Raw genomic sequence first — 15425 nt, forward strand, 5'->3', positions numbered from 1 at the left:
ATTTGTCGCGCAAAGCCTGCGGCACTGTCCCGGCTTGATAGGAGCGGGCGGTGGCTCTAAGAAGCAGGCCATGTCGATTTGGGATCGCCTCGGCGAATTCATCACCCGCGTTTCATCCTCAGCCTCGTCGGGTGTCGCCGACGTGGTCGAGGCCGTGCGCACGGTTTTCGCCGGCGATACGGATTTGCGCCGGCGTGTCGCCTTTTCGGTGGCGATGATCGCGCTGTCGGCCAAGATGGCCAAGGCCGATGGCATCGTCACCCAGGACGAGGTGCGCGCGTTCCAGGAAATCTTCGAAGTGCCGCCGAAGGAGACGCGCAATGTGGCGCGTCTGTTCGATCTCGCCCAACGCGACGTGGCCGGTTTCGAGACCTATGCCGAGCGGATGGCGCAGATGTGCGGTTCCGGGCATTCCAATTGCGTGATGCTGGAAGACATACTCGACGGTCTGTTCCACATCGCCAAGGCCGACGGGCTGGTGCACGAGCGCGAAGGCCACTTCCTGCACCGCATCGCCGAGATTTTCCGCATCGACGAAGCGCATTACGAGGCCATCATGGCGCGGCACGTCAATCTCGGCGCCGGGGATCCCTATGTCGTGCTTGGCATCGAGCGCGGCAAGCCGTTCGAAGAGGTCAGGAAACGCTATCGCAAGCTGGTTTCCGACAATCATCCGGACCGGCTGATCGCGCGCGGCCTGCCTCAGGAATTCATCAAGATCGCGACCACCAGGGTGGCGGCGATCAACGCCGCCTACGAGATGATCGAGCGGGGCCTGCGCCACGCATGAGCGGCTTTCTGCCCGACGAGCCACGTGCCGAAGTCAGGGTATCGCCGAATTTCGGCCCGCGGCGCGAGACGCCCAGGCCTGACATGATCGTGCTGCACTACACCGGTATGGCGACCGGCGCCGGGGCCGAGGCTTGGCTTTGCGACCCGGCCAGCGAGGTCTCGTCGCATTATCTCGTCCACGAGAATGGCCATATCGTGCAGATGGTCAGGGAAAGCGACCGCGCCTGGCATGCCGGCAAGAGTTCGTGGTTCGGACGGGCCGACATCAATTCCTGTTCGGTCGGCATCGAGATCGTCAATCCGGGGCATTCGCTGGGTTATCCCGGTTTTCCCCGGCGGCAGATCGATGCGGTGATCGGGCTGTGCCGTGGGATCGCCGGTCGGCATTCGATCGCCGCCGAGCGGGTACTCGCGCATTCCGATATTGCGCCGGGGCGCAAGATCGATCCCGGCGAGAGGTTTCCGTGGCGGACGCTGTTCGAAGCCGGTGTCGGTCATCTCGTGGCGGCCGCACCCGTCAGGCGAGGCGCCACTCTGACAACCGGCGACACCGGCGGCGACGTCGAAGCGTTGCAGTCGATGCTGGCGCTCTACGGTTATGGCGTTGAAATATCCGGCGTTTTCGACCGGGAGACCGAGGCGGTGGTCGAGGCCTTCCAGCGTCATTTCCGGCCGCGCAAGGTGGACGGCGTTGCCGACGGCTCGACGCTGCGGACGCTGCAAAGGCTGCTTGCTTCCGTGAGGCGCTGACCCCCGGGAAGCCTCTTCCAAGCAATTCTTTCCAATCCTTAAGTTACAAGCTGTCACTCAAAGTGACTTGCCTGGCCTTGTTTGACACCAATTCGGGCGTCAAACGGCTGACGTGTAGATGTCGGACCCCAAGCCCCCGGGTTGTTCCGACGTTGGTTAGGCGTTGCTGCGCGAACATCTTCGCGCGGTTCAGACAGAACAGGATCACATGCAGAAATTTACCGTTTTAACGGCAGCTCTTGCTGCCGGTGTAATGACTTTTGCCTTCAGTACCGCAGATGCCGCGCCCCTCAGCCCGCGAGCCGATCAAGGGCCTGTCGTGGCATCCGCGAAAGGCGGCAAGGCCCCACAGGCCAGAAGCGGCAAGGCAGGCCAGGACGCCAAGGCGACGAAGCGGGCTTCCGCGAAAATGGAAAAAGCAAGCTGGTCCAAGCCGAAGAAGTCCGCCAGAAAGCAGACGAAGCGTGGCCGAAAAACCGTCGACATGACGGCAACGGCGTCGATCGGTGTCCGGAACGCGGCAGCCTCGGCGGCCACGGTGGCCAGCAGCGGGCAGTATTCCGCAATCGTTGCCCGCTATGCGGCGATCGAAGGCGTTCCGGTATCGCTCGCCTCGGCGGTTATCCAGATCGAAAGCAACTATCGGCCCAACATCGTCGGCGGCGCCGGCGAGATCGGCCTGATGCAGATCAAGCCGGCCACGGCTCGGATGATGGGCTATAGCGGCTCCGCCAAGGGTCTGTTCGATCCCGACACCAACATCAAATACGGGATGAAATATCTTGCCATGGCGCGGAGCCTCGGCGGCGGCACGACCTGCGGCACGATTTTGAAATACAATGCCGGCCACGCCGCAACGCGGATGAACCCGGTGTCGGCAGCCTATTGCGGCAAGGTGAAGGTGCAGATGGCTGCGCTGGGATCGCCCGCATAAGTCTGCTTTTTCGTTTGCGTTTTCGGGCGTGAACCCCTTTATACGCTCTGCCAGCTGGCTGGGCGGCCGCACCCGCAAACGCCGAAAGGTCGTGGGTGAGGAAAGTCCGGGCTCCATGGAAACACGGTGCCGGTTAATGGCCGGCGGGGGCGACCCCAGGGAAAGTGCCACAGAAAGCAAACCGCCACGATCCGGCTTGCCGGATTCGGGGTAAGGGTGAAAGGGTGGGGTAAGAGCCCACCGCGCGACTGGCAACAGGAGCGGCACGGTAAACCCCACCGGGAGCAAGACCGAATAGGGACGGTGCGAGGGGAAACTCTCGAGGGCTGTTTCCGGCTCACCGTCCGGGTAGGTTGCGTGAGGCGCATGGCAACATGCGCCCAAGATGAATGGCCGCCACGTTCTCGCCTCGCAAGGGGCGAGGGCCATACAGAACCCGGCTTACAGGCCAGCTGGCAATTTTTTCTCCCGCGATATCGAAGAGAAGTCTTTTGAGATCAGCAGGATGCGCCCTCGGGCGCGCCTGTTGATTCAAGTTTGTTCACCGATCCATCCATGCGAGCGAGGGCCGGCTATTGCTTGAAACTGGTGCGATTAAATCGTACCATGGATCAGCTGATAGCATCGGGAGCCTCTCATGGGACAGGTCGACAAACGCAGCATCACGCTGTCGCCGGAACTGGCGGCGGCGGTGGACGATGTAGTCGCCGCCGGCGAATATGCATCGGCCAGCGAAGTGATCCGCGACGCGCTCAGACAGTGGAAAGACCGGCGCGACCTGCATGGCTACACGGTCGAGGAATTGCGCAAGCTGGTGCAGGAAGGGATCGACAGCGGGCCTGGTCGATTTGCGTCAATGGATGACATCAAGGCTGAAGCGAGGAGACGCCTGCGATCTGACGACGCGGCATGAATCTGCTGCCCATCGTCCGGAATGCGCGCGCAGAAGACGATTTGATCGCGATCTGGCTTCATGTTGCACGCGACAGCGAGGCTGCGGCCGATCGGTTGCTCGATCGCATCGAGGCGCGGTGGCGGCAACTGCCACCTATCCCTTCTTAGGCGCACCGCGCGACGACATCGCGCCAGGCATCCGTCATCTGGTCGTTGGCGACTATCTCACCTTGTACCGGGTCGATGACGATGCGATCGAAATAATCCGCGTGCTGCATGGCAAGCGCAACATCGAGGCCGATGACGTCGGCGCGTAGCCGTTTCGTCAGCCGCCGATCTTGTCCAGTGACGCCTCGATCGCCTTCCAGAGCTCGTCCACCGGCTCGCAGCCGACCGAGAGGCGAACGAAGCCGGCGGCAACGGCATCGCCTCGCTTCAAGCGCCGCTCGGCGGACGTGTGGACGCCGCCGAAGGATGTCGCGGCCTGCATCAAGGCGCAATTGTTGATGAAATCCTCGGCCTTGTCCTCCGAGGCGAGCTCGAACGAGATGAGGAAGCCGAAGCGCTCCATCTGGGCGCGGGCAAGGTTGTGCGACGGATCGCCTTCCAGTCCGGGATAACGCAAGCCGCTGATTGCCCGGTGGCCCTGCAGCCGCCGCGCGATGACTTCCGCCGAGGAACACATGCGATCGAAGCGCACATCCAGTGTCTCCAGGCCGCGGTGCACCAGCCAGGCTTCGAATGGTCCGGGAATGCTGCCGGAAACTTCGCGCCAGCCGGTCACTGCGGCGATGATATCGGCATTGCGGCTGGCCACATGGCCGAACAGCACGTCGGAGTGGCCATTGGGTGCCTTGGTGTCGGCGGCAACGACGATATCGGCGCCAAGGTCGAGCGGCCGTTGGCCGAAGGGTGTCATGGTCGTGTTGTCGACGACAAGGATCGCGCCGGCTTTGTGAACAGTATCGGCAACGGCGGCGATATCGCAGATATCCAGCCCCGGATTGGCAGGGGTTTCGACAAACGCCAGCCGATAGCCATCGAAGCCACCATCGAGGAAGGTCGAGGTCGGCCTGACGTCGTAGGTGATGCCGAGCGGCTTGAGGAAGCGATCGGCCAAAGCCCGCGTCGTGTGATAGCCGTCCGAAGGCAGCAGGATACGGTCGCCAGTTTTGAGCACGGCAAAGAACGCCGCCGAGATTGCCGCCATTCCTGAAGGGAACCCGACGCAAGGTGCGTCCTCCAGATGAGCCAGCATATGTTCGACCGCGTCCCAGGTCGGGTTGCTGAATCGCCCGTACTGGTTAAAACCGGTGGCGTCGCCGGGCGCATGAAAAATGGCGGCCATGGTCAGGGGCAGGGGAATGGAATCGCCCATGGCAAGCCCGCTGCGACGCAGATGAGGAAGCGCTGCAGCGCGTGACTTTGCAGTTTCAGACATCGAATTTCCAACCCTGTTTGCGACCGGCGATATGTGGCGAGACGCTATGCCCGGCAGCGGCGCGCGGCAAGGCGCGTCCGGTTGGGCCAGGCGGCTCTAAACGGTTCGTTAGGCTTAATAGACCATAAAGACGAGACGTGTCGGCGAGGCTGCTCTCATTGGTCGCGGCGCGCGTGTTTGTGAAGCCTATTCCCGTTGACGCCCATAGTGCCCCATGATATCCCATCCAGACATCAAAGCCTTCGTTCCGCGTCAGGGTAAAGCGTACGCCAATCGGGCAGCCGCGGCGGCTGCGCGTTTGCCGGTCTTTGCCCGTGTGGACGAGGCTGATACGGGGCAGGGAACGCGCCGCGGCGGGGCGGCCGACAAGATGGAGAGGGGTGCGGCGGCGAAAGCGGCTGTAGCGTTTAATGGACCGGTTTCTGTCAAACACGGTGAGCAGGATCGATGCGAAGGGACGGGTGTCCGTTCCCGCGCATTTCCGTGCCGTCGTGCAGAAGCGCGGCTATTCGGAACTCTACGCGCTGCGCTGCCTCGACCTGCCGGCGATGGATGTCGGCGGGCTCGACCTGCTCGACCGCTACGAGCAGCGCATTGCGCTCGAGGATCCCTTCCTGCAGACGGCGGACGACATGTCGTTCTTCTGCCATGGCGATGGCACCTTCTTGAAACTCGACCAGGACGGCCGCATCACGATGAGCGATTTCATTCGCGAACACACCGGCATTTCGGCGGAAGTGGCCTTTGTCGGACGCGGCAATTTCTTTCAGATCTGGGAGCCGGGACGGCTTGCCGCCTATGGGGCGCAGGCGCGAGCCCGGCTTTTGCAGCTTCGGCAGGGGACGAAGCCTGGGGAGCGACCGGAATGACGGCGAGCCACGGCGATGACCTTCCTCACGCCGTTGGCGGATCGGCCCGCCACATTCCGGTCCTCCTTGGCGAAGTGCTCGAAGCACTGGCGCCGGCGCAGGGCGACGTCATCATCGATGGCACATTCGGTGCCGGCGGCTACACCAAGGCCATTCTGGCGACGGGCGCCTCGGTTGTGGCGATCGATCGCGATCCGGATGCAATCGATGCCGGGCGCGATCTGGAAGCGCAGTCCGGCGGCCGGCTGCGGCTGGTGCAGGCGCCGTTCTCGACGCTGGACGAACATGTCGAGAGCGCCGAGGGCGTCGTGCTCGACATCGGCGTGTCCTCGATGCAGCTCGACCAGGCCGAGCGCGGGTTTTCGTTCCGCGCCGACGGGCCACTCGACATGCGCATGGCGCAATCGGGCCTCAGCGCCGCCGATGTCGTCAATTCCTTCAAGCCGGGCGACCTTGCCCGTATCTTCGGCTTTCTCGGCGAGGAGCGCCATGCCGGACGCATCGCCCGCATGATCGAGGCGCGCCGCGAAAAGCGCCCGTTCGAACGCACGCTGGAACTGGCCGACGCCATCGAGACGCATATCGGCCGGGCGCCGAAGGACAAGATCCATCCGGCGACGCGCGTCTTCCAGGCGCTGCGCATCTTCGTCAATGACGAGCTTGGCGAACTGGCCAAGGCGCTGTTCGCGGCCGAACGCGCGCTGAAGCCGGGCGGTCGGCTCGCCGTGGTGACGTTCCATTCGCTGGAAGACCGCATCGTCAAGCGCTTCATCGCCGACCGGGCCGATGTTGCGACCGGCTCACGTCACCTGCCCGAGGCTCATGCGCGCACCGCGACGTTCCGCAAGGCGGGCGGCGGCGTGACTGCCGGCGACGCCGAGGTGGCGGCCAATCCGCGCGCCCGTTCGGCCAGGCTGCGCGCGGCGATCCGCACCGAGGCGCCGGCGCGCGGCAGTGTTTTTTCGATTTTCGGCCTTCCAAAGCTTCCCGGTATCGACCGGCCGGGGGAGAGGTAACACGTGTTTCGTACCAGCGACATTGTCCTGATCGCCGTCATGGTTGCGGTCGCGGCCCTTACCTACAAGGCCAAGCGCGAGGCCGAGGAACAATTGGCCGCGGTGCAGAAGATCCATGCGCAGATACGCTATGAGGAGGACACGATCGACCTGCTCAAGGCCGACTGGAGCCTGCTTACCCAGCCGTCGCGGCTGCAGAAGCTGGCTGAACTCTACAAGTCGCAGCTCGAACTCGAGCCGGTCAGCGCCCGCCAGATAGGCGGCATCGGCGACCTGCCGGCCAAATCCCTTGACATCCAGGACATCCTGTCGGGACGCCAGGGCGGCATGGCCGACAATTCCGACCAAGCGCCTTCGGACAGTAAGGATCCCGTCGTGACCGGAGGCATCGCCCAATGATCGGCAAACTGCTGAAGCGTCGCGCCAGGACGAGTGAGGATGGATCGATCGTGGTCGAGGGCGCCCGCAAGGCGACCGGCGGCAAGGGCAGGACGCGCATCGTCATGACGATGGCGGTGTTCTTCGGCATCTTCTCGACCATATCAGGGCGGCTGGTCTATCTCGGCTTCCAGACCCCCGATATGTCGGGCGGTCCGCAGAGCCGGGTGACGGCATCGCGGCCCGACATCGTCGACCGCAACGGCGAAGTGCTGGCCACCGATATCAAGACGGCGTCGCTGTTTGCAGAACCGCGCCGCATTGTCGACGCCGACGAGGCGATCGAGAAGCTGTCGACGGTGCTTCCGGACATCGACTATGAGCAGACCTACCATAAGCTGAAGAGCGGCGCCGGTTTCGTCTGGCTGCAGCGGCAGCTGACGCCCAAGCAACAGTCCGACATCATGCAGCTCGGCATTCCCGGTTTCGGCTTCCGCACCGAAAAGCGCCGCTTCTATCCGAGCGGCGAGACCTCGTCCTACATTGTCGGCCTCACCAACATCGACAACCAGGGCATCTCCGGAATGGAGAAATATGTGGACGAGCAAGGCTTGAGCGACTTGCAGGCATCGGGCCTTGCCATTGCCAAGGATCTCAAGCCGGTAAAGCTTTCGATCGATCTGCGCGTGCAGCATGTGGTGCGCGACGAGATCGCCGCCGGCCTTGAGCGCTATCGTGCCATGGGGGCCGGCGCCGTCGTGCTCAACGTCAAGACCGGCGAAGTGGTGGCCATGGCTTCCGTGCCGGATTTTGATCCGAACAATCCCTACAATGCACAGGACAAGGACCGGCTGAATCGCATGTCGGCGGGCCTCTACGAGATGGGCTCGACCTTCAAGAGCTTCACATCCGCCATGGCGCTCGATTCCGGCAAGGCGACGATGGCGAGCCGCTTCGATGCTTCGCATCCAATCCGGGTCGGCCATCAGGCCATTCACGATTTCCACGGCAAGAACCGTGTGCTGTCGTTGCCGGAGGTGTTCCTCTATTCGTCCAATATCGGGTCGGCCAGGGAAGCCGAGATGGTCGGCATCGAGGGGCATCGCGAATTCCTGCACCGCCTTGGCATTCTGGACAGGATGCAGACCGAATTGCCGGAGACTGCCCGTCCGACTGAACCGAAGGTCTGGAAACAGGTCAATTCATTCACCATCGCCTTCGGCCATGGCGTGTCGACGACGCCGCTGCAAGCGGCTGTGGGCTGCGCGGCGTTGATGAATGGCGGCTTCCTGATGAACCCCACCTTTTTGGTGCGGACGCAGGCGGAAGCGATGGCCACCGCCAAGAGAGTGGTGAGCGAAAAGACCGTCGAAGGCATGCGCTACCTCTATTCGCTCAATGCCGAAAAGGGCTCTGCCAGAAACGCCAGAGTCCCCGGCTACCGCGTTGGTGGCAAGACCGGAACGGCCGAGAAGGTCGTCAATGGCCGTTACTCCAAGGACTTGAATTTCAACACTTTCGTCGCCGCCTTCCCGATGGACGATCCGCAGTATCTGGTGTTTACCATTGCCGATGCCCCGCACCCGGAAAAGCCTGGTATGACGGATGTCGCGGCCGCAAATGCGGGGGTCATGGCCGGCAATATCATCAGGCGTTCAGCTGCCATGCTTGGCGTGAAGCCAGATTTCAGCCATGAAAATGGTGCAACGCTGGTTTCCTATCAGTGATTCTTAGGGCGCGCCGGCAACAGCGCGCTATTTTGTTGCGGTGAACGGGACTCGATGAAGCTCAGAGATCTAGCCGGTATCCTGCCCGTCGAGGGAATAGCTTCCGTCGATCTGGAGGTTACAGGGATTTCTTCGGATTCCCGCCAGGTAAAACCGGGCGTTGTCTTTTTTGCGCTCGCCGGAACCAAGGCCGACGGCGCCGTTTATGCCGCCGACGCCGCCTCGCGCGGTGCTGCCGCGATCGTGGCGGGCAAGGGCAGCACCATTGCCGGGCTGTCGGTTCCGGTGCTGGCGGTCGACGATCCGCGCCTGGCGCTGGCGCTGAGTGCGGCACGCTATTCCGGCAAGCAGCCTGAGATCATGGTCGCGGTGACCGGCACCAGCGGCAAGACCTCGGTCGCCGCCTTCACCAGGCAGATCTGGGAGCAGGCCGGTTATGCCGCCGCTTCGATCGGCACCACCGGCGTGGTGGCGCCTGGGCGCAACGACTATGGCTCGCTGACGACACCCGATCCGGTCGCCCTGCATCAATTGCTGCGGGAATTGGCGGATGCCGGCGTCACCCACGCCTCGATGGAAGCCTCCAGCCATGGGCTCGACCAGCGCCGCCTCGACGGCGTGAAGCTGGCGGCCGGCGGCTTTACCAATCTCGGTCGCGACCATATGGACTATCATCCGACCATCGAGGACTATCACCGCGCCAAATTGCGCCTGTTCGACACGCTGCTGCCGAAAGGTGCGCCGGCCGTCATCTTTGCCGACGATCCATGGTCGGCACCGACGATCGAGGCGGCGCGGGCCGCCGGGCTCGAGGCGCTGACGGTTGGCCGCCATGGCGATTTCCTCAGGCTGAAGCGGGTCGAGCACGAGCGCCACCGCCAGCGCGCCGAGGTCGAGGCCGACGGCGTGCTCTATGAGGTCGACCTGCCGCTGGCCGGCGATTTCCAGATATCGAACGCGCTGGTTTCGGCGGGCCTTGCCATTTCCACGGGAACACCTGTCGCCAAGGCGCTGATGGCATTGGAGAAACTGAAGGGCGCGCCGGGCCGGCTCGACCTCGTCGGCACCACCGCCAATGGCGCACCCGTCTATGTCGATTATGCCCATAAACCCGACGCGCTGGAAAATGTGCTGGCTTCGGTGCGCCCGTTCACCACCGGCCGCGTCATCGTCGTGTTCGGCTGCGGCGGCGACCGCGACCGCGGCAAGCGACCGATCATGGGCGAGATCGCGACGCGGCTTGCGGACGTCGTCATCGTCACCGACGACAATCCGCGTTCGGAAGTGCCGGAAACGATCCGCGCGGCGATCCTCGCAGCGGCACCCGGCGCCATCGAAATCGGCGACCGGCGCAAGGCGATCCACGAGGCGGTCGCCATGCTGCATGCCGGCGACACGCTGATCGTGGCCGGCAAGGGCCACGAGGAAGGCCAGACGATCGGCTCCGAGACCTTGCATTTTTCCGATCATGAGGAAGTTCGTGCGGCACTCGCGGAGCGTGCGGCATGAGCCTGCTGTGGACCTCCGAGACGCTGGTTGCCGCTATGGACGGGCGGCCGCTCGGGCCGATGCCGGACGGCATTTCAGGCATTTCGATCGACAGCCGCAGCCTGCAACCGGGCGACGCCTTCTTCGCTATCAAGGGCGAGGCGATGGACGGCCATGACTTCGCAACCGCCGCCATCAAGGCTGGCGCCGGCGTGCTGGTGGTGGCCGAAGGCAAGCTGCCGTCGCTCGGCCGGCTGACGGCGCCGATCATCGTCGTCGAGGACGTGCTGGTCGCACTGGAAAAGCTTGGAGTTGCGTCGCGCGCCCGTTCGAGCGCGAAAATCATCGCTGTCACCGGTTCGGCCGGCAAGACCACCACCAAGGAAGCGCTGCGCTATGTGCTGCAAGCCGCCGGCAAGGTGCATGCCTCGGCGCAGTCCTTCAACAATCACTGGGGCGTGCCGCTGACCTTGGCGCGCATGCCTGATGATTGCGACTATGCCGTGTTCGAGATCGGCATGAACCATCCCGACGAGATCCGTCCGCTGGTCAAGATGGTGAGGCCGCATGTCGCAATCGTCACCATGATCGCGGCGGCCCACCTAGGTTTCTTCCGCAATCTGGACGAGATCGCCAAGGCCAAGGCCGAGATTTTCGAGGGGCTGGAGCCCGAGGGGGCCGCCGTCCTCAACCGCGACGATACGCGCTTCAAGCTGCTCGACAAGATGGCCCATGCCGCCGGTGTCGAGCACGTCTACGGCTTCGGCGAGAATGCGCGCTCTACCTTCAAGCTCACCAAATGCGAACTGCATGCGGATCATTCCGACATCATCGCCAGGATCGGCGGCCACGAAGTGACGGCGCGGATCGGCGCGCCCGGCCGCCATATGGTGCAGAACGTGCTGGCGGTGCTGGGTGCGGCGCATCTGGTCGGCGCCGATCTTGATAAGGTGGCACTCGCACTGGCCGATCTCTCGGCCGAGCGCGGGCGCGGCAAGCGCCATGTGCTGCGCCATCCCGGTGGCTCGACTTCGGGCCACCTGGGAGGACCGATCACGCTGATCGACGAGAGCTACAACGCAAATCCGGCGTCGATGGCTGCCGCCATGGCGTTGCTCAACGCGACGCCGGTCACCGGCGAGGGCCGCCGCATCGCCGTGCTCGGCGACATGCTCGAACTCGGCGACCATTCGGCCAAGCTGCATGCAGCCCTTGCCGAACTCATCGTCGGCACCGGGACACAGACCGTCTTCCTCGGCGGCCCGGAAATGCGGGCACTGGCCGAAGCGCTGCCAGCTGAGATCAAGACGGAATACCGCGCCGGTGTCGAGGAGCTGAAGCCGGTGCTGTTTGCCGCGCTCAAGCCGGGTGACGTGGTGATGATCAAATCGTCGAAGGGCATCGGTTTTGCAAAACTGGTCGATGCGCTGCTGGGCAAATTCCCGGCTGAATCGACAGCCAGAAAACAGACCTAGGTCGGGGGACGAAAACGCATGTTTACACTGCTCGTCGATTTTGCGGACAAGGTCTCGGTCTTCAATGTCTTCCGCTACATCACCTTCCGCACCGGCGGGGCGTTGATCACGTCGGCGCTGATCGTCTTCATCTTCGGACCGACCATCATCAATTCGCTGCGGCTGCGGCAAGGCAAGGGCCAGCCGATCCGCGCCGACGGACCTCAGACGCATTTCAAGAAGGCCGGCACGCCGACCATGGGCGGACTGATGATCCTGTCGGGCATCATCGGCTCGTCGCTTTTGTGGGCGAACCTGTCGAGCATCTATGTCTGGGTGGTGCTGCTGGTGACGCTGGGCTTCGGCTCGATCGGCTTCTACGACGACTATCTCAAGGTAACCAAGCAGTCGCATCTCGGCTTTTCCGGCAAGGCACGCCTTGCGCTTGAATTTGTCATTGCCGGCATCGCCGCCTGGGTGATCATGCACAATGGCCAGGCGCCGTTCTCTTCGTCGCTGACATTTCCCTTCGCCAAGGAATTCATCGTCAATCTCGGCTGGTTCTTCATTCCGTTCTCCTGCTTCGTCATCGTCGGCGCCGGCAATGCTGTGAACCTCACCGACGGTCTGGACGGACTGGCGATCGTGCCGATCATGATCGCGGCGGCCTCCTTCGGTGTCATCGCCTATCTCTCCGGCAACGCCGTGTTCGCCGAATATCTGCAGATCCATTTCGTGCCCGGCACCGGTGAACTGGCGGTCGTGCTCGGCGCAGTCATCGGCGCTGGTCTGGGCTTCCTCTGGTTCAATGCGCCGCCTGCGGCGATCTTCATGGGCGACACCGGCTCGCTGGCCATGGGCGGCCTGATCGGCACCGTTGCGGTCGCCACCAAGCACGAGATCGTTCTGGTCATCGTCGGCGGATTGTTCGTCGTGGAAATCCTGTCGGTCATCATCCAGGTCGGCTACTTCAAGATGACCGGCAAGCGGGTGTTCCTGATGGCGCCGATCCACCATCATTTCGAAAAGCTCGGCTGGACCGAAAGCCAGGTGGTGATCCGCTTCTGGATCATCGCCGTCATCCTGGCGCTGGTCGGCCTGTCGACCCTCAAGCTGAGATAGGAAGCCCCTTGATCCCCGCCGCATCCTTTTCAGGCAAGCGCGTTTCGCTCTTCGGGCTCGGTGGCTCGGGGATCGCGACGGCGCGCGCACTGATCGAGGGCGGCGCGGACGTGCTGGCCTGGGACGACAATCCCGAAAGCGTGGCCAAGGCCACGGCTGCCGGCATCGCAACCGCCGACCTCCGCGGCGCCGACTGGGCGAAATTCTCGGCCTTCGTGCTGTCGCCGGGTGTGCCGCTGACGCATCCCAAGCCGCATTGGACGGTGGAGCTGGCGCGCGGCTCAGGCGTCGAGACCATCGGCGACATCGAGCTTTTCTGCCGCGAGCGGATGCTGAGCGCGCCGACGGCGCCTTTCATCGCGATCACCGGCACCAACGGCAAGTCGACGACGACCGCGCTGACCGCGCACATCCTGAAAGCCGCGGGACGCGACACCCAGATGGGCGGCAATATCGGCCGCGCGGTGATGACGCTCGATCCGCCCGAGCCCGATCGGCACTATGTCGTCGAATGCTCGTCCTACCAGATCGATCTCGCGCCCTCGATCAACCCGACGGCCGGCATCCTGCTCAACCTGACGCCCGACCATCTCGACCGCCACGGCACCATGCAGCACTACGCCGCGATCAAGGAACGGCTGGTGGCCGGCAGCGAGACGGCGATCGTCGGCATCGACGATTCCTGGTGCGCGCAGATCGCCGAGCGGCTGGAGCGGGCGGGGCGGCATGTCATCCGCATTTCCAAACGCCTGCCGCTGACCGATGGCTATTTCGCCGACGGCAGCAATTTGATGGAAGCGGTGCACGGCCGTTACAGCCGTGTCGCCTTCCTCGAAGGCATCGGTTCGCTGCGCGGCCAGCACAATGCCCAAAACGCTCTGGCGGCGGTCGCCGCTTGCCTCAAGGTCGGGCTGGAGCTTGGCGAGATCCAGTCGGGGCTGGAAAGCTTTCCCGGCCTCGCGCACCGCATGGAGCAGGTCGGCCGCAAGGATCATGTGCTGTTCATCAACGATTCCAAGGCGACCAATGCCGATGCTGCGGCGCCGGCGCTGTCCAGCTTCCCGCGCATCTACTGGATCGCAGGCGGCCTGCCCAAGGAAGGCGGCATCGAGCCCTTGCGCGGCTTCTTCCCGCGCATTGCCAAGGCCTATCTTATCGGCGAGGCGGCGCCGGTTTTTTCGGCGACGCTGGGCGAGGCAGTTCCCTACGAGATTTCAGGCACGCTGGCCGCGGCGGTCGAGCACGCCGCGCATGATGCGGCCAAGGACGACAGTGGCGAGGCGGTGGTGCTGCTGTCGCCGGCCTGCGCCAGCTTCGACCAGTTCAAGAATTTCGAAGTCCGCGGCGAAGCCTTCAGGCAAGCTGCGAATGCTATCGAGGGTGTGAAACCCATCGGAGGGGCACGATAATGCAGAGCCGTCTCGACAAAAGTCCGGTTGCGACCTGGTGGTGGACGATCGATCGCTGGTTCCTGGCGGCGTTCCTGTCGCTGATGGGGCTTGGCATCGTCTTGTCCTTCGCTGCCAGCCCGGCGGTGGCCGAACGCATCGGCCTCGACAGTTTCCACTTTGCCACCAGGCAGATCATCTTCACCGTGCCGGCGCTCGGCGTGATGCTGGCCGTTTCCTTCCTCGATTCCAGGCAGATCCGGCGCATGGCGCTGGTCATCCTGTGCCTGATGCTGGTGCTGATGGTGGCGGTGCTCTACATCGGCGTCGAGGTGAAGGGTGCGCGCCGCTGGGTGTCGCTTGCAGGCCTGTCGATCCAGCCGTCGGAATTCCTGAAGCCGGTCTTCGTCATCATGTGCGCCTGGCTGTTCGCCGAGCACAAGCGCCAGCCTGACATTCCGGGCAATCTGTTTGCCATGCTGCTGCTGGTGCTGGTCGTATCGCTGCTGGTGGCGCAACCGGACCTCGGCCAGACCATGCTGACGACCGGCACCTGGGGCATCATGTTCTTCATGGCCGGGCTGCCCTGGCTGTGGATCGTCGCGCTCGGCGCGGCCGGCGTCGGTGGCGTCTTTGCCGCCTATACGGTGTTCCCGCACGTTGCCTTGCGCATCGACAAGTTCCTCACCGGCGAGGGCGACACGTTCCAGGTCGACATGGGGCGCGAAGCGCTGATCAATGGCGGCTGGTTCGGTGTCGGGCCGGGCGAGGGCACAGTCAAGCGCGTCATTCCCGATAGCCATGCCGACTTCGTCTTCTCGGTCGCGGGCGAAGAGTTCGGGCTGATCATGTGCTTCTTCATCATGTCGATCTTCGCCTTCATCGTGCTGCGCGGCCTCAACACGGCGCTGAAGGAGCATGACGATTTCACCCGCTATGCGGTCGGCGGCCTCGTCACCGTGTTTGGCCTGCAAGCGGTCATCAACATGTGCGTCAATCTCCAGCTTGTGCCGGCCAAAGGTATGACGCTGCCGTTCATCTCCTATGGCGGCTCCTCGCAGATCGCCATCGCCATCTCGATGGGCATGGTGCTGGCGCTGACACGCAAGCGGCCGGAAAAGCGCAAGCAGATGGGCTTTGGCCTGTCGCAACGCGCCCTGCCGGCGGAGTGA

Annotated in this window: 15 protein-coding genes and 1 other RNA gene; 15 read left to right on the forward strand and 1 reads right to left on the reverse strand. The window is 63.7% G+C overall.

Going from position 1 to position 15425, the window contains the following annotated elements; translation table 11 throughout:
- Positions 1-70 precede the first annotated feature (70 nt).
- The 6 genes from NKK51_RS06140 to NKK51_RS06165 all read left to right on the forward strand — a co-directional run bounded on the left by NKK51_RS06140 (position 71) and on the right by NKK51_RS06165 (position 3687).
- Complete coding sequence (locus NKK51_RS06140; protein ID WP_352551775.1) at positions 71-790, forward strand: TerB family tellurite resistance protein; 720 nt, start codon at positions 71-73, stop codon at positions 788-790.
- Positions 787-1542, forward strand: a complete 756-nt coding sequence (locus NKK51_RS06145; RefSeq protein WP_352551777.1) for an N-acetylmuramoyl-L-alanine amidase — start codon at positions 787-789, stop codon at positions 1540-1542. Before NKK51_RS06140 ends, NKK51_RS06145 begins: the two co-directional genes overlap by 4 nt.
- A 208-nt stretch (positions 1543-1750) precedes the next feature.
- On the forward strand, positions 1751-2476 hold the full coding sequence (locus NKK51_RS06150) for a lytic transglycosylase domain-containing protein (RefSeq protein ID WP_352551778.1): 726 nt from the start codon (positions 1751-1753) through the stop codon (positions 2474-2476).
- 50 nt (positions 2477-2526) lie between these two features.
- Positions 2527-2936, forward strand: an RNA gene (rnpB, locus tag NKK51_RS06155) — RNase P RNA component class A.
- Positions 2937-3113: 177 nt separating this feature from the next.
- Positions 3114-3389 (forward strand): type II toxin-antitoxin system ParD family antitoxin, encoded by a 276-nt coding sequence (locus NKK51_RS06160; RefSeq protein ID WP_023813151.1) that lies wholly within the window; start codon positions 3114-3116, stop codon positions 3387-3389.
- A gap of 118 nt (positions 3390-3507) precedes the next feature.
- Positions 3508-3687 carry a type II toxin-antitoxin system RelE/ParE family toxin gene (locus tag NKK51_RS06165; RefSeq protein WP_352442232.1) on the forward strand — a complete coding sequence of 60 codons (180 nt, stop codon included), beginning with the start codon at positions 3508-3510 and terminating at the stop codon, positions 3685-3687.
- 8 nt (positions 3688-3695) lie between these two features.
- Here the strand turns inward: NKK51_RS06165 and NKK51_RS06170 are convergent, their stop codons facing one another.
- Positions 3696-4811 carry a cystathionine gamma-lyase gene (locus tag NKK51_RS06170; protein ID WP_352551780.1) on the reverse strand — a complete coding sequence of 372 codons (1116 nt, stop codon included), beginning with the start codon at positions 4809-4811 and terminating at the stop codon, positions 3696-3698.
- 410 nt (positions 4812-5221) lie between these two features.
- On the opposite strand from NKK51_RS06170, the gene mraZ reads away from it, so the two are divergent.
- The 9 genes from mraZ to ftsW are packed head-to-tail and all read left to right on the forward strand — an operon-like array spanning position 5222 to position 15425.
- Positions 5222-5680 (forward strand): division/cell wall cluster transcriptional repressor MraZ, encoded by a 459-nt coding sequence (gene mraZ, locus NKK51_RS06175; RefSeq protein ID WP_056582893.1) that lies wholly within the window; start codon positions 5222-5224, stop codon positions 5678-5680.
- The gene (gene rsmH / locus NKK51_RS06180; RefSeq protein WP_352551782.1) at positions 5677-6696 is read left to right on the forward strand and encodes a 16S rRNA (cytosine(1402)-N(4))-methyltransferase RsmH; all 1020 of its coding nucleotides are present in this window, start codon (positions 5677-5679) and stop codon (positions 6694-6696) included. The genes mraZ and rsmH overlap by 4 nt, the downstream gene beginning before the upstream one ends.
- Before the next feature lie 3 nt (positions 6697-6699).
- A complete protein-coding gene (ftsL, locus tag NKK51_RS06185; protein WP_127271473.1) occupies positions 6700-7095 on the forward strand; it encodes a cell division protein FtsL in 396 nt (131 codons plus the stop codon).
- Positions 7092-8801 (forward strand): peptidoglycan D,D-transpeptidase FtsI family protein, encoded by a 1710-nt coding sequence (locus NKK51_RS06190; protein WP_023813146.1) that lies wholly within the window; start codon positions 7092-7094, stop codon positions 8799-8801. Before ftsL ends, NKK51_RS06190 begins: the two co-directional genes overlap by 4 nt.
- A 54-nt stretch (positions 8802-8855) precedes the next feature.
- Positions 8856-10310 (forward strand): UDP-N-acetylmuramoyl-L-alanyl-D-glutamate--2,6-diaminopimelate ligase, encoded by a 1455-nt coding sequence (locus tag NKK51_RS06195; protein ID WP_352551784.1) that lies wholly within the window; start codon positions 8856-8858, stop codon positions 10308-10310.
- Positions 10307-11764: a UDP-N-acetylmuramoylalanyl-D-glutamyl-2,6-diaminopimelate--D-alanyl-D-alanine ligase gene (locus NKK51_RS06200; protein WP_352551785.1), complete on the forward strand. Its 1458-nt coding sequence runs from the start codon at positions 10307-10309 to the stop codon at positions 11762-11764. Before NKK51_RS06195 ends, NKK51_RS06200 begins: the two co-directional genes overlap by 4 nt.
- A gap of 18 nt (positions 11765-11782) precedes the next feature.
- Positions 11783-12865 (forward strand): phospho-N-acetylmuramoyl-pentapeptide-transferase, encoded by a 1083-nt coding sequence (gene mraY, locus NKK51_RS06205; protein ID WP_013530954.1) that lies wholly within the window; start codon positions 11783-11785, stop codon positions 12863-12865.
- 8 nt (positions 12866-12873) lie between these two features.
- Positions 12874-14274, forward strand: a complete 1401-nt coding sequence (gene murD, locus NKK51_RS06210; protein ID WP_352551787.1) for a UDP-N-acetylmuramoyl-L-alanine--D-glutamate ligase — start codon at positions 12874-12876, stop codon at positions 14272-14274.
- The gene (ftsW, locus tag NKK51_RS06215) at positions 14274-15425 is read left to right on the forward strand and encodes a putative lipid II flippase FtsW (protein ID WP_352551789.1); all 1152 of its coding nucleotides are present in this window, start codon (positions 14274-14276) and stop codon (positions 15423-15425) included. The genes murD and ftsW overlap by 1 nt, the downstream gene beginning before the upstream one ends.

The sequence above is a fragment of the Mesorhizobium sp. M0011 genome (assembly GCF_040324155.1).
GTDB lineage: Bacteria > Pseudomonadota > Alphaproteobacteria > Rhizobiales > Rhizobiaceae > Mesorhizobium.

Bases quoted from the DNA above. Each gene is read 5' to 3' on its own strand.
- NKK51_RS06145 (WP_352551777.1), top strand. From the start codon at position 787: ATGAGCGGCTTTCTGCCCGACGAGCCACGTGCCGAAGTCAGGGTATCG.
- NKK51_RS06195 (WP_352551784.1), top strand. From the start codon at position 8,856: ATGAAGCTCAGAGATCTAGCCGGTATCCTGCCCGTCGAGGGAATAGCT.
- NKK51_RS06140 (WP_352551775.1), top strand. From the start codon at position 71: ATGTCGATTTGGGATCGCCTCGGCGAATTCATCACCCGCGTTTCATCC.
- NKK51_RS06160 (WP_023813151.1), top strand. From the start codon at position 3,114: ATGGGACAGGTCGACAAACGCAGCATCACGCTGTCGCCGGAACTGGCG.
- mraY (WP_013530954.1), top strand. From the start codon at position 11,783: ATGTTTACACTGCTCGTCGATTTTGCGGACAAGGTCTCGGTCTTCAAT.
- NKK51_RS06190 (WP_023813146.1), top strand. From the start codon at position 7,092: ATGATCGGCAAACTGCTGAAGCGTCGCGCCAGGACGAGTGAGGATGGA.
- mraZ (WP_056582893.1), top strand. From the start codon at position 5,222: ATGGACCGGTTTCTGTCAAACACGGTGAGCAGGATCGATGCGAAGGGA.
- NKK51_RS06150 (WP_352551778.1), top strand. From the start codon at position 1,751: ATGCAGAAATTTACCGTTTTAACGGCAGCTCTTGCTGCCGGTGTAATG.
- ftsW (WP_352551789.1), top strand. From the start codon at position 14,274: ATGCAGAGCCGTCTCGACAAAAGTCCGGTTGCGACCTGGTGGTGGACG.
- NKK51_RS06200 (WP_352551785.1), top strand. From the start codon at position 10,307: ATGAGCCTGCTGTGGACCTCCGAGACGCTGGTTGCCGCTATGGACGGG.
- NKK51_RS06170 (WP_352551780.1), bottom strand. From the start codon at position 4,811: ATGTCTGAAACTGCAAAGTCACGCGCTGCAGCGCTTCCTCATCTGCGT.
- rsmH (WP_352551782.1), top strand. From the start codon at position 5,677: ATGACGGCGAGCCACGGCGATGACCTTCCTCACGCCGTTGGCGGATCG.